Annotated in this window: 10 protein-coding genes; 8 read left to right on the top strand and 2 right to left on the bottom strand. The window is 69.8% G+C overall.

The window, feature by feature from the left end:
- The first annotated feature begins 27 nt into the window (after positions 1–27).
- Positions 28–3,396 (top strand): fused isobutyryl-CoA mutase/GTPase IcmF, encoded by a 3,369-nt coding sequence (icmF, locus tag AAAZ40_RS03560; RefSeq protein ID WP_476661204.1) that lies wholly within the window; start codon positions 28–30, stop codon positions 3,394–3,396.
- A gap of 1 nt (position 3,397) precedes the next feature.
- On the opposite strand, the gene AAAZ40_RS03555 is transcribed toward icmF, so the two are convergent.
- The gene (locus AAAZ40_RS03555) at positions 3,398–4,009 is read right to left on the bottom strand and encodes a 5-formyltetrahydrofolate cyclo-ligase (RefSeq protein ID WP_476661203.1); all 612 of its coding nucleotides are present in this window, start codon (positions 4,007–4,009) and stop codon (positions 3,398–3,400) included.
- Between the two features lie 90 nt (positions 4,010–4,099).
- On the opposite strand from AAAZ40_RS03555, the gene AAAZ40_RS03550 reads away from it, so the two are divergent.
- From AAAZ40_RS03550 to AAAZ40_RS03535, 4 genes are read left to right on the top strand one after another with little or no spacing between them, the layout of a single operon-like run.
- Positions 4,100–6,154, top strand: a complete 2,055-nt coding sequence (locus AAAZ40_RS03550) for a transglycosylase SLT domain-containing protein (RefSeq protein ID WP_476661202.1) — start codon at positions 4,100–4,102, stop codon at positions 6,152–6,154.
- 51 nt (positions 6,155–6,205) lie between these two features.
- On the top strand, positions 6,206–7,153 hold the full coding sequence (locus AAAZ40_RS03545) for a complex I NDUFA9 subunit family protein (RefSeq protein WP_476661201.1): 948 nt from the start codon (positions 6,206–6,208) through the stop codon (positions 7,151–7,153).
- A gap of 31 nt (positions 7,154–7,184) precedes the next feature.
- Positions 7,185–7,556, top strand: a complete 372-nt coding sequence (locus tag AAAZ40_RS03540) for a metal-sensitive transcriptional regulator (protein ID WP_476661200.1) — start codon at positions 7,185–7,187, stop codon at positions 7,554–7,556.
- Positions 7,557–7,586: 30 nt separating this feature from the next.
- Entirely contained in the window at positions 7,587–8,915 is a 1,329-nt protein-coding gene (locus AAAZ40_RS03535; RefSeq protein ID WP_476661199.1) for a multifunctional CCA addition/repair protein, read from the top strand.
- Between the two features lie 23 nt (positions 8,916–8,938).
- Here the strand turns inward: AAAZ40_RS03535 and AAAZ40_RS03530 are convergent, their stop codons facing one another.
- Entirely contained in the window at positions 8,939–10,099 is a 1,161-nt protein-coding gene (locus AAAZ40_RS03530; RefSeq protein WP_476661198.1) for a class I SAM-dependent methyltransferase, read from the bottom strand.
- 47 nt (positions 10,100–10,146) lie between these two features.
- Here AAAZ40_RS03530 and AAAZ40_RS03525 point away from each other — a divergent pair, with 47 nt between their 5' ends.
- The 3 genes from AAAZ40_RS03525 to ttcA all read left to right on the top strand — a co-directional run bounded on the left by AAAZ40_RS03525 (position 10,147) and on the right by ttcA (position 12,507).
- A complete protein-coding gene (locus AAAZ40_RS03525; RefSeq protein ID WP_476661197.1) occupies positions 10,147–10,938 on the top strand; it encodes an SDR family oxidoreductase in 792 nt (263 codons plus the stop codon).
- Positions 10,939–11,036: 98 nt separating this feature from the next.
- On the top strand, positions 11,037–11,429 hold the full coding sequence (locus AAAZ40_RS03520; RefSeq protein WP_476661196.1) for a dihydroneopterin aldolase: 393 nt from the start codon (positions 11,037–11,039) through the stop codon (positions 11,427–11,429).
- A 136-nt stretch (positions 11,430–11,565) separates the two neighbouring features.
- Positions 11,566–12,507 carry a tRNA 2-thiocytidine(32) synthetase TtcA gene (ttcA, locus tag AAAZ40_RS03515; protein ID WP_476661195.1) on the top strand — a complete coding sequence of 314 codons (942 nt, stop codon included), beginning with the start codon at positions 11,566–11,568 and terminating at the stop codon, positions 12,505–12,507.
- Positions 12,508–12,514 lie beyond the last annotated feature (7 nt).

Genomic DNA, 12,514 nt, shown 5'->3' with positions numbered 1-12,514 from the left:
GCGGCCACACACCGGAGACCGCCGCCCATGACCGACCTGCACGCCGATTTCAAAGCCCTGGCCGAGTACCGCCCGCGCCACAAGGTGCGTTTCGTCACCGCCGCCAGCCTGTTCGACGGCCACGACGCGGCCATCAACATCATGCGCCGCCTGCTGCAGAGCATGGGGGCCGAGGTCATCCACCTGGGGCACAACCGTTCGGTCGAAGAAGTGGTGACGGCCGCCCTGCAAGAGGACGTGCAGGGCATCGCCATCAGCTCGTATCAGGGCGGGCACGTGGAGTATTTTCAGTACATGGTCGATCTGTTGCGCCAGCGCGGCGGCGCGCACGTGCAGGTGTTTGGCGGCGGCGGCGGCGTGATCGTGCCGGGTGAAATCCGCACCCTGATGGACTACGGCGTGGCGCGCATCTTCAGCCCCGAAGACGGCCAGCGCATGGGCCTGGCCGGCATGATCGGCGAGATGCTGATGCGCTGCGACCTGGACCTGACGCCCTATGCGCCGCAGACGCCGGCAGCGATCGAGGGCCACACCGACGCCGCCTGGCGCGCGCTGGCGCAGCTGATCACGGCGCTGGAAAACGGCGCCGCCCCGGCCGCGCTGGTGCAGCAGTTGCACGCGGGCGCCCAGGGCCGCCGGGTGCCGGTGCTGGGCATCACCGGCACCGGCGGCGCGGGCAAATCGTCGCTCACCGACGAGCTCATCCGCCGCCTGCGCCTGGACCAGGACGACGCGCTGCGCGTGGCCCTGATCAGCATCGACCCCTCGCGGCGCAAGAGCGGCGGCGCGCTGCTGGGCGATCGCATTCGCATGAATGCCATCGGACCGTGGCAAACGGCTCCGGCTGCTGCGCCCGAGCCAGCGCCGGGCCGCCCCAAGCTGGCGAGCGCCCCCTCGGGAGGCAGCGCCGACAAGGTGTTCATGCGCTCGCTCGCCACGCGCGACTTCGGCAGCGAAATCAGCGCCGCCCTGCCCGATGTGCTGGCGGCGTGCAAGGTGGCGGGCTTTGATCTGATCATCGTCGAGACCTCGGGCATCGGGCAGGGCGACGCGGCCATCGTGCCGCACGTGGACGTGCCGCTGTATGTGATGACGCCCGAGTTTGGCGCTTCCAGCCAGCTCGAAAAAATCGACATGCTCGACTTCGCCGAGTTTGTCGCCATCAACAAGTTCGACCGCAAGGGCGCGCTCGACGCGCTGCGCGACGTCTGCAAACAGGTGCAGCGCAACCGCCAAGCCTGGAACCAGAGCCCGGAGCAGATGCCGGTCTTTGGCACCACCGCCAGCCGCTTCAACGACGACGGCGTGAGCGCCCTCTACCAGGCGCTCAAACCGCGGCTGGCAGCGCTGGGCCTGGCACTCGCCACCCAAGACGGCCGCCTGCCCCCGGTGGCGGTGCGCCACAGCTCCAATCAAAGCCCGGTGCTGCCGCCGGCGCGCAACCGCTACCTGGCCGAAATCGCCGCCACGGTGCGCGGCTACAAGCAGCAGGCGCGCGCGCAGGCGCGGCTGGCGCGCGAGATCCAGCAACTGCGCGCCGCCAGCGCCATGCTGCGCGCCGACGGCACCCACCGCCCCAAAGCCGCCGCGGCCGCGCTCGCCCTGGCCGAGCAGCGCGAGCAGCGGCTGGACCCGGCGGCGCGCAAGCTGCTGGCGCAGTGGCCGGCGATGCAGCAGGCCTACGCCGGCGACGAGTATGTGGTGAAAATCCGCGACCGCGAAATCCGCACCGCGCTGGTGCACACCACGCTCTCGGGCAGCAAGATCCGCAAAGTGGCGCTGCCGCGCTACGAGGACGAGGGCGAAATCCTGCAATGGTTGCTGCTCGACAACGTGCCCGGCAGCTTTCCCTACACCGCCGGCGTGTTCGCCTTCAAGCGCGAAAACGAAGACCCGACGCGCATGTTCGCCGGCGAGGGCGACGCCTTTCGCACCAACCGGCGCTTCAAGTTGCTGTCGTCTGGCATGGCGGCCAAACGGCTGTCCACGGCTTTCGATTCGGTCACGCTCTACGGCGCCAACCCCGATCCGCGGCCCGACATCTACGGCAAAGTGGGCAACAGTGGCGTGAGCATCGCCACGCTCGACGACCTGAAAGTGCTCTACGACGGCTTTGAGCTGTGCCACCCCAGCACCAGCGTGTCGATGACCATCAACGGCCCGGCGCCCACCATTCTGGCGATGTTCATGAACACCGCCATCGACCAGCAGCTCGACAGGTTCAAAGCCGACAACGGCCGCGAGCCCACCGACACCGAGGCCGCCAAGATCCGCGCCTGGGTGCTGGCCAACGTGCGCGGCACGGTGCAGGCCGACATCCTCAAAGAGGACCAGGGCCAGAACACCTGCATCTTCAGCACCGAGTTCAGCCTGAAAGTGATGGGCGACATCGCCGCATGGTTCGTGCACCACGACGTGCGCAACTTTTATTCGGTGAGCATCAGCGGCTACCACATCGCCGAGGCCGGCGCCAACCCCATCAGCCAACTGGCGTTCACGCTGAGCAACGGCTTTACCTTCGTCGAGGCCTACCTGGCGCGTGGCATGCACATCGACGACTTTGCGCCCAACCTGTCGTTCTTTTTCAGCAACGGCATGGACCCGGAATACACCGTGCTCGGTCGGGTGGCGCGGCGCATCTGGGCCGTGGCCATGCGCGACAAATACGGCGCCAACGAGCGCAGCCAAAAGCTCAAGTACCACGTGCAGACCAGCGGCCGCAGCCTGCACGCGCAAGAGATCGCCTTCAACGACATCCGCACCACGCTGCAGGCGCTGATCGCCGTCTACGACAACTGCAACAGCCTGCACACCAACGCCTACGACGAGGCCATCACCACGCCGACCGAAGAATCGGTGCGCCGCGCCATGGCGATCCAACTGGTGATCAACCGCGAGTGGGGCCTGGCGAAAAACGAAAACCCGAACCAGGGCGCGTTCATCATCGACGAACTGACCGAACTGGTGGAAGAAGCGGTGCTGGCCGAATTTGAGCGCATCAGCGAGCGCGGCGGCGTGCTGGGCGCGATGGAAACCGGCTACCAGCGCGGGCGCATCCAGGACGAGTCGATGCACTACGAGCAGCTCAAGCACAGCGGCGCGTACCCAATCATCGGCGTCAACACCTTTCGTAACCCGCACGGCGACCCGGTGCCGGCGCAGATCGAGCTGGCGCGCTCATCCGAGGCCGAAAAACAGTCGCAACTGCAGCGCCTGCAGGCCTTTCACGAGCGCCACGCGGCTGCGGCCCCGGCCATGCTCAAGCGCTTGCAGCAGGCCGTGATCGAAGAGCGCAACGTCTTCGAGGTGCTGATGGAGGCCGTGCGCTGCTGCTCGCTGGGGCAGATCACGCAGGCGCTGTTCGAGGTCGGGGGGCAGTACCGGCGCAGCATGTAGCTCAGAGCGGCCAGACCACGCCGTTGTCGTTCAGGATCGCGTCCAGCGGCCAGTCGTGCGGTTCGGGTTCGAGCTCGGGCAAGAACCCGTGCGTATAAGCCAGCCCGACGGTGTAGGGGCGGGGCTGCAGCTGCGCCAGCGTGCGGTCGTAAAAGCCGCCGCCGTAGCCCAACCGGTAGCCGCCCGGCCCGTAGCCCACGCAGGGCACGAACAGCAGCGTGGGCGCGATGCGCTCGGTGCCGCTGGGCTTGGGGATGTCGTAGGCGTCGGGCTCCATCGGGCAGCCCGGATACCAGCGGTGAAAGCTCAGCGTTTTGCTGGCCTTGTCGATCACCGGCAGGCCGAGCTTGCGCTCGCGGCTGGCCCCCAGCGCGTCGGCCTCGCGCCCGGCCTCCTGCCAGCGAAACAGCGCCGGCAGCGGGTCGAACTCGCCCTTGATCGGCCAGTAGGCGCCGATGGCGCTGTCGGGCCGGTCCACCAGCCAGACCCGCAGCACGCGCTGCAGCGCTTCGTTGCGCGCCAGCCGGTCGCCCAGGCGCAGGCGCTGCTCGATCAGGCGCTGGCGCCACTGGGCTTTGCGCGCCATTTGGTCAGGCGGGCGGTTGTTGTTCATAATCGGCCTATGTTCAGATTGTTTGTTGCTCAACCCAAGGCGTCACTGCGTCCGTGCGCACCCACCCAGCCTGGGCGGCGGCTGCGCTGGATGCCCGCACTGCTGGCGTGCATCTTACTGCCTGCCGCAGCGGCCAACCCCAGCGCATCGGCCTTGAACGCGCCAGCCGCAGCCACAGCCCCCGCGCCGCCCCTGAGCCGGGCCGAGCAGGCGCTGCTCGAGATGGAGCAGGCCTTCGAGCGCCGCCACCAGGCGCGCCTGGCCGCCCTGCTGCCGCAAGTGGCCGGGCACCCGCTCGAGCCGCTGGCCCAGTACTGGGCGCTGGCGGCGCGCCTCGAGAGCGCCAGCGCCGACGAAATCCGCGCCTTTCTGCGCCGCTGGAGCGGCACGTTTTACGAAAACCGCCTGCGCGCCGACTGGCTGCTGCTGCTCGGGCGGGCGCGCGATTGGGACACCTTCAACCAGGAGTTTGCCCAGTTCCGCCTCACCGCCGACCGCGAAATCCGCTGCTACGCCTTGGTTGCCCAGCGCGAGCGCCCAGCAGCCGAGCGCGCCGCCGCCCTGCCCGCGCTCTGGCTGGCACAAAACCGCGCCGACGACGGCTGCGCCCACGCCGCGCAGAGCCTGCTGGCCAGTGGCGACCTGCCGGCGGCCGTGGTCTGGCAGCGCGCGCGCCTGGCCACCGAGGGCAATCTGCCCGGCACGGCGGCGCAGGCCGTGGGGCTGATCAACCCGCAGTGGGCGCAGCAAGTGGCGGGCCTCGTCAGCCAGCCGCAGCGCTTCATCGACGCCGCCGCCCGCGCCGAGCGCCTGCCGGCGCCCGAGCTGGCCACGCTGGCTCTGATCCGGCTGGCCATGCAAGACCCCCAAGCCGCCACCGACGCCATGAACCAGGCGCGCTGGCGCCTGCACCTGAGCGCCGAAGCGCAGAGCTGGGTCTGGGCCGTGATCGGGCGCCGCCAAGCCCAGCGCCTGCAGCCCGAGGCCCACGCCGCCTTTGGCCACGCCCAACTCGACCTGTTGCACGACTCGCACCTGATCTGGGCCACGCGCGCCGCCTTGCGTGCCGGCGACTGGAACCGGGTGCACGACGCCATCATGGCCATGGGCAGCGCGCAGCGCGACGAAGCGGTCTGGAGCTACTGGTTGGCGCGCGCACTGACCGAGCGCGCCGCCAGCCTGCCGGCCCGTCAGGCGGCACAGGCACAGCAATGGCGCGAACAGGCGCAACAGATCCAGCGCCGCATCGCCGGCGTGGGCGGTTTTTACGAGCAGTTGGCGCTCGAAGCGCTGGGCCAGCGCATCACCACCCCGCCGGCCCCCGCGCCCCTGACGGCGGCCGAGATCGCCGCTGCGCGCCAGCACCCAGGTCTGCAGCGTGCCCTGCACGCCATTGCCATCGGGCTGCGCAACGACGGCGTGCGCGAGTGGAACTACCACATCATCGTGCACCGCAGCGGTGGCCTGAGCGAGCGCGAGCTGCTGGCCGCCGCCGACTTCGCCTGCAGCCGCCAGGTCTGGGACCGCTGCATCAACACCAGCGAGCGCACCCGCACCGAGATCGACCACCTGCAGCGCTTCCCGATGCCGTTTCGCGACCAGGTGCTGGCCCAGTCGCGCTCCATTGGGCTCGACCCGGCCTACGTCTTTGGCCTGATCCGCCAGGAAAGCCGCTTCGTCATGGACGCGCGCTCGCACGTCGGTGCCTCGGGGCTGATGCAGCTCATGCCCGCCACCGCGCGTCTGGTGGCGCGGCGCATCGGGCTGCAAGATTTCCGGCCCGATCAGGTCAACCAGCTCGACGTCAACATCGCCTTGGGCACCGCCTACCTGCAGTGGCGCCTGGAGCAGCTCGACGGCTCGCGCGTGCTCGCCGCCGCCGCCTACAACGCCGGCATCGGGCGCCCGCAGCAGTGGCGCAACGGCCCGGTGCTCGAAGCCGCAATCTGGATCGAGAACATCCCCTTTGCCGAAACGCGCGACTACGTGCAGCGCGTGCTGGCCAATGCCACCAACTACGCCGCCCTGATCAGCGGCCAGCCACAGAGCTTGCGCGCGCATTTGCAGCCCATCGGACCGCGCGCCAACCCCGCCACAGCCGCCAGCGCCGCCAGCGGCTCGATACCCATCGCCCAGCGGCCCTGATAAACCAAACTCCTCTTTACACACCCCCCACCTTCACTGCACCTGTACCCCATGAAAAATGTCTTGGTTCTGGGCGGCACCGGCTTTGTCGGCCGCCACCTGTGCGAACACCTCAACCGCGCCGGCATCCGCGCCACCGTGCCCACGCGCCGCCTGCACAACGCCCAAGCGGTGCAACTGCTGCCCCTGGTGCAACCGCTGCAGGCCGATGTGCACGATGCGGCCACGCTGGCGCGGCTGCTGCCCGGCCACGACGCCGTGGTCAACCTGATCGCGGTGCTGCACGGCAGCCGGGCGCGCTTCGAGCAGGTGCACGTGGAATTGCCGCGCCGGCTCGCCGCCGCCATGCAAGCCAGCGGCGTGCGCCGCTTGGTGCACGTGAGCGCGCTCGGGGCCAGCGCCAGCGGGCCGTCGGACTATCAGCGCAGCAAAGCCGCTGGCGAGGCCGTGCTGCAAGCCGCCGGGCTCGAGCTCACCATCCTGCGCCCGAGCGTGATCTTCGGCGCCGAAGACCGCTTCCTCAACCTGTTTGCCTCGCTGCAAAAGGTGTTTGCGCTCATGCCGCTGGCCGGATCGCAGGCGCGGCTGCAGCCGGTCTGGGTGGGTGACGTGGCGCAGGCGCTGCTGCACTGCCTGCTGCACCCCGCCACCAGCGGCCAGATCATCGAGTGCGCCGGCCCCGAGACCTTTAGCCTGGCCGACCTGGTGCGACTGGCGGGCCGCCTGTCGGGCCACCCACGGCCCGTGCTGCCCTTGCCGCGCGCGCTGGGCTACGCGCAGGCGCTGCTGATGCAGTTGCTCCCCGGTGAGCCGCTGCTCAGCGCCGACAACCTGCGCTCGCTCGAAGTGGACAATGTGGCCAGCGGCCAACTGCCGGGCCTGCGCGCACTGGGCATCGAACCCCAGGCGCTGGAGCCGCTGGCGGCGCGCTACCTCGATCAAACCGGCCGCGCCGACCCGCTGCTGGCCCTGCGCAAACACGCCGTCCATCGCAACTAACCGGCCACAAGCCACCATCCCCCCAACCACCATGAGCAAGAGCACACCCAAGCCGTCCGCCCAAGCTGCCCCACCCGCGTGCGCCACTCCCCCCCTGGAGCACACCGCGCAGGCACCGGCTGTCGCGGCCGCGCCCGAGCCGATCTCGGCCCACCGCGCCCAGCACCAGCGCGACGTCAGCAACCGGCTGCGCCGCATCGAAGGCCAAGTGCGCGCCTTGGTGCAGATGATCGAAGACGGCCGCCCCTGTGAAGATATCGCCCAGCAGATGGCCGCTGCCCGCAAGGCGCTCGACAAGGCCTTCTACCGCATGATGGCCTGCTCGATGATGGAAGCCGCCGGCAGCCCCGACGCCACCCACGACCTCGAGCGCTCCACCCGCATCCTCGAAAAATACGCCTGAGCCCCTGAGCACGCGAGTGCCGCCCATTTGATGCAGATCTACCTCGTCGGCGGCGCCGTGCGCGACGGCCTGCTCGGCCACTACCACCTGGCCCACCGCCGCCCCGACGGCAGCGTGCACGCCGACCGCGACTGGGTCGTGGTCGGGGCGACGCCTGAGCAGATGCGAGCGCAGGGCTTTGTGCCCGTGGGGCGCGACTTTCCGGTGTTCTTGCACCCGCACACCCACGAGGAATACGCGCTGGCGCGCACCGAGCGCAAGACCGCGCGCGGCTACCATGGCTTCGATTTTTACGCCGACCCCACGGTCACCATCGAACAAGACCTGGGGCGGCGCGACCTGAGCATCAACGCCATGGCGCTGCCGGCAGCGGCGCTCGACGCCGACGGGCGCTTCGACCCGCACAGCCCGGCCTTGATCGACCCCTACGGCGGCCGCGCCGACTTGCAGGCCAAGGTGCTGCGCCACGTCACACACGCCTTTGCCGAAGACCCGGTGCGCCTGTTGCGCATGGCGCGCTTCGCGGCGCGCTGGAGCGACTTTGGCATTGCCCCCGAAACCCTGAGCCTGATGCAGCAGATGGTGGCGCACGGCGAGGCCGACCACCTGGTGCCCGAGCGCGTCTGGCAGGAGCTGGCGCGCGGCTTGCAGGAGCCCCGGCCCTCGCGCATGCTGGCGGTGCTGCGCCAATGCGGCGCGCTGCGCGTGCTGCTGCCCGAAGTCGATGCGCTCTGGGGCGTGCCGCAGCGCGCCGAATACCACCCCGAAATCGACACCGGCACGCACCTCGAAATGGTGCTCGACATGGCGGCGCGGCTCGGCGCCGGGCTGGAGGTTCGCTACGCCTGCCTGTGCCACGACCTGGGCAAAGGCACGACCCCGGCCGCGCTGCTGCCACGCCACCATGGGCACGAACAACGCAGCGCCCGGATGGCGCAGGCCATCGGGCAGCGCTGGCGCGTGCCGCGCGACTGCCGCGAACTGGCCGACGTGGTCGCGCGCGAGCACGGCCACATCCACGCCAGCCTGGGCCTGGGCGCCGCCGCCACGCTGCGCTTGCTGCAGCGCTGCGACGCGCTGCGCCGGCCAGAGCGCTTCGAGCAGGTGCTGCTGGCCTGCGAGGCCGACGCTCGCGGCCGGCTGGGCCACCACGACGCGCCCTACCCGCAAGCGCAGCGGCTGCGACTGGCGCTGCAGGCGGCGCTGGCCGCCGACACCGCCGGCGTGGCCGCGGCCGTGCAGGCGCAGCCCGGAGCCCACCCGCGCACCAGCGGCCTGCAGATCGGGCGCGCCATCGAGGCGCTGCGCGAGGCCGCCATCGCGGCGGCCCTGCCGGCAGGCCGGCCAGCCGATTCCTAGGCTTGATCGGCTCGGGCCAGCGCTCAAAGCCTGTGCGTGCGGTCCCCGGTCAGCAGCCCCGTGGGCAGCCACCCCGCGGGCAGCGTTGCCGGCGCCAGCACCATGACCTTGAACAACTCGCCCATCTCGTGCTCATTCACCAGCCGGGCGGCGGCGGCGCGCTCGGCCAGCGGCCAGCCGTCGGCGCCGTCCAGCAGCCCGGCGTTGAGCAAAAACCGGCCCTGGCTGGTGTAACCCAGCACCTGCAGGCCGGCCTGCTGCGCCGCCACGGCGATGCCGGTGAAGTTGACGTGCGCCGTGAGGTCTTTGCGGCCCACATCGGCCAACGGGTCGGCGTCGGCGCGGTGCGCGCGGTGGCACATCAGGGTGCCGCTGCTGCGCTGCGGGTGGTAGTACTCGGCCTCGGGGAAGCCGTAATCGATGAAAAACGCCACCCCGCGCTGCCAGCGCTCGGCCAAGGTAGCGATGAAGGCCTCGGCCTGCGGGTGGATTTCGCACAGGTAGTCGTGTGTGCCGGCGATTTCCAATGGGGGGCGCAGGTCGGTGGCGCGATCGGCCCAGGCAAACGCCGGGGCCGCCTCTTCCGCTCCCTGATCCACCGCCCCCGCCCGCGCCAGCTCCACCCCACGCTCGTACCAGACGCCGCTGCGGCGCAACAGCAGCTGCACCGGCATGGCGTCGAGCACCTCGTTGCCCAAAATCACCCCCTGCATCTGCGGCGGCAAGGCCTCGGCCCAGAGCACGCGCGGGGCAAAGGCCGCCAGCCGCTGCTGCTGGCGCCAGCGCAGCTCGGCCGACAACTCGACCAGGGTGTAGCGCGCCAGCGCCACCCCGTCAGCCTGCAATTGCTGCAGCACCTGCTGCGCCAGCGCCCCGCTGCCGCCACCAAACTCCCACACCTCCTGCGTGCCGCTGGCCGCCAGCGCCTGCGCGACCTGGCGCGCCAGGGTGCGGCCAAAGGCCGGACAGAGCTCGGGCGCGGTGACGAAATCGCTGCCGCTGGCGGGCATGGCGCCAAACTTCGGGCCAGAGCTGGCGTAGTAACCCCAGCCCGGGCTGTACAGCGCCAGCGCCATGAAACGGTCAAAGGGCAACCAGCCGCCGGCCTCGGCCAGCGCGGCCACGATGCGCTGGTGCAATGGCCAAGCCGCCCGGTTGGGGGCCGGCGCCAACCCGGGGGGCATCGATAAAATGGGCCTTTGTCTGCTGTCCACGGATCGGATTGTCCCCCATGTCGCTCTCCACCCCCACCGCTGGCCAAGCGCGCTGCGTGCTCGTCACCGGCGCTGCCAAACGGCTTGGGCGCAACATCGCGCTCGACCTGGCCGCCGCCGGCTGGAACCTGGCACTGCACTACCGCCAATCGGCGCTCGAGGCCGAACAATGCGCCGCCGACTGCCGCCTGCTGGGCGTGCAGGCCGCTGTTTTTGGCGCCGATCTGGCCGACGAGGCGGCCTGCCGCGCCCTGGTGCCGCAGGTGCTGCAGCGGTTCGGCCGCCTCGACGCCGTGATCAACAACGCCTCCACCTTTGAATACGACAGCGCCGCCAGCTTCAGCTACGCCAGCCTGGAGCAGCACCTGCGCAGCAACACGGCGCCGGCGGTGCTGCTGGCGCAGGCCCTGCACCAGCACCTGAGCTCGCGCACGCCCGCCACCAGCGCCGCGGGTGTGGTGGTCAACCTGCTCGATCAGAAGCTGTGGAACTTGAACCCGGATTTTTTCAGCTACACCCTGTCCAAGGCCGCGCTGCACTGCGCCACCACCATGCTGGCGCTGGCGCTGGCGCCCTTGGTGCGCGTGGTCGGCGTGGCCCCGGGCCTGACACTCACCAGCCACCTGCTCGACGAGGCCAGGTTTGCGCAACTGCACCGCCAGTCGCCACTGGGCCGTTCCTCCAGCCCCGAAGACGTGGCCGCCGCAGTGCGCTTTGCGCTCGACAACCGCTCGGTCACCGGCAGCACCTTGCTGGTCGATGGCGGCCAGCATCTGCAGCGCTTCGAGCGCGACTTTTCGCTCATGTAGAAAGCACGCTCCGCGCACAGCGGGCCAGTCAGCACCCCTCCGCCCCTTGTTCCCAGCCTCTCTGGCGGCGCCCTTCAAGTCGCATTTTCACACCCCCCATGAGCCTACCCCCGCCCGCCAGCGCCCCCACCCACGGCACCCAAGTCCTGACGCTGACCGGCCTGCGCTTTGCCGCCAACCTCGGCATCCTCGATCACGAGCGCAACGCGCCGCAGCCGATCCAGGTCGATGCCGAGCTCAACCAAGGGCCGCAGCCGCTGCAGCCGCACGACGACGACATCAGCCACGTGCTCGATTACCGCAAGGTGCGCCAGATCATCATCGACGAGTGCACGGCCGAACACGTGAACCTGCTCGAGAGCCTGATCGGCAAGCTGGCGCAGCGGCTGCTGCGGCTGCCGGGCGTGGTCGGGGTGCGGGTGCGCATCGCCAAGCTCGAGATCTTCGACGACTGCGAGGTCGCCATCCGCATCGAGAGCGGGCAGTGGTGAAGTGCGGTCAGGCCAACCCCGCCTGGCCCTTGGCCCAAGCCCTGCCGCCGCGCTTGCGTACCCGCCGGCGCGCCAGCGGTGGCGGCATAGAATGCAGCCCGGCCTTGGCGCCGGGCCAACCCGGTTGAGCTGCCCCATGAACCCCGACAAAATCGAACGCGAAAACCACAAGCTCGAAAAACGCCTCTGCCGCCTGGTCGGCCAGGCCATAGGCGACTACCGCATGATCGAGGGCGGGGACCGGGTCATGGTCTGCCTCTCGGGCGGCAAAGACAGCTACACGCTGCTCGACATCTTGCTCAGGCTGCGTCAGCGCGCGCCGATCGGGTTCGAGCTCATCGCCGTCAATCTGGACCAAAAACAGCCCGGCTTCCCGGCCGAGGTGCTGCCGGCTTACCTGACGCAGCTCGGGGTGCCGTTTCACATCGAGACCCAAGACACCTACAGCGTGGTGAAAAAAATCATCCCCGAAGGCAAGACCACCTGCAGCCTGTGCAGCCGCTTGCGCCGCGGCATTCTGTACCGCGTGGCGCGCGAACTGGGCTGCAACAAGATCGCGCTCGGGCACCACCGCGACGACATCCTGCAAACGCTGCTGCTCAACATGTTTTTTGGCGCCAGGCTCAAGGGCATGCCGGCCAAGCTGGTGAGCGACAACGGCGAATTCATGGTGCTGCGGCCGCTGGCCTACGTGGCCGAGCCCGACCTGGTGCGCTGGGCCCAGGTGCGCCAGTTCCCGATCATTCCCTGCAACCTGTGTGGCAGTCAGGACAACCTGCAACGGGTGCAGGTCGGCCAGATGCTGCGCGATTGGGAACGCCAGTACCCCGGGCGGCTTGACAACATGCTCAAGGCGCTGCAAAGCGTGGTGCCCAGCCACCTGATGGACCGCGAGCTGTTCCCGTTCCAGACCTTGCAGACCACGGGCCAGCCCGTTGGCGACGGCGACACCGTTTTTGACGCCCCCGAGCCCCCTGTGGGGCCGGCAACCCACATGCTGCAACCGGTGGCGCGGCCCGCGCACACACCGACTGGCCCAGGGGCCAGCGCCGCAGGAAGCTGCCACCAGCCGACCTGACAGGCCG

This window comes from Serpentinimonas sp. SMBJO2, from assembly GCF_056341105.1.
The sequence above is the reverse complement of the archived record's forward strand: the minus strand, read 5'-3'. Positions and strand labels throughout refer to the sequence as shown.

Bases quoted from the DNA above. Each gene is read 5' to 3' on its own strand.
- icmF (WP_476661204.1), top strand. From the start codon at position 28: ATGACCGACCTGCACGCCGATTTCAAAGCCCTGGCCGAGTACCGCCCG.
- AAAZ40_RS03555 (WP_476661203.1), bottom strand. From the start codon at position 4,009: ATGAACAACAACCGCCCGCCTGACCAAATGGCGCGCAAAGCCCAGTGG.
- AAAZ40_RS03550 (WP_476661202.1), top strand. From the start codon at position 4,100: ATGCCCGCACTGCTGGCGTGCATCTTACTGCCTGCCGCAGCGGCCAAC.
- AAAZ40_RS03545 (WP_476661201.1), top strand. From the start codon at position 6,206: ATGAAAAATGTCTTGGTTCTGGGCGGCACCGGCTTTGTCGGCCGCCAC.
- AAAZ40_RS03540 (WP_476661200.1), top strand. From the start codon at position 7,185: ATGAGCAAGAGCACACCCAAGCCGTCCGCCCAAGCTGCCCCACCCGCG.
- AAAZ40_RS03535 (WP_476661199.1), top strand. From the start codon at position 7,587: ATGCAGATCTACCTCGTCGGCGGCGCCGTGCGCGACGGCCTGCTCGGC.
- AAAZ40_RS03530 (WP_476661198.1), bottom strand. From the start codon at position 10,099: ATGCCCCCCGGGTTGGCGCCGGCCCCCAACCGGGCGGCTTGGCCATTG.
- AAAZ40_RS03525 (WP_476661197.1), top strand. From the start codon at position 10,147: ATGTCGCTCTCCACCCCCACCGCTGGCCAAGCGCGCTGCGTGCTCGTC.
- AAAZ40_RS03520 (WP_476661196.1), top strand. From the start codon at position 11,037: ATGAGCCTACCCCCGCCCGCCAGCGCCCCCACCCACGGCACCCAAGTC.
- ttcA (WP_476661195.1), top strand. From the start codon at position 11,566: ATGAACCCCGACAAAATCGAACGCGAAAACCACAAGCTCGAAAAACGC.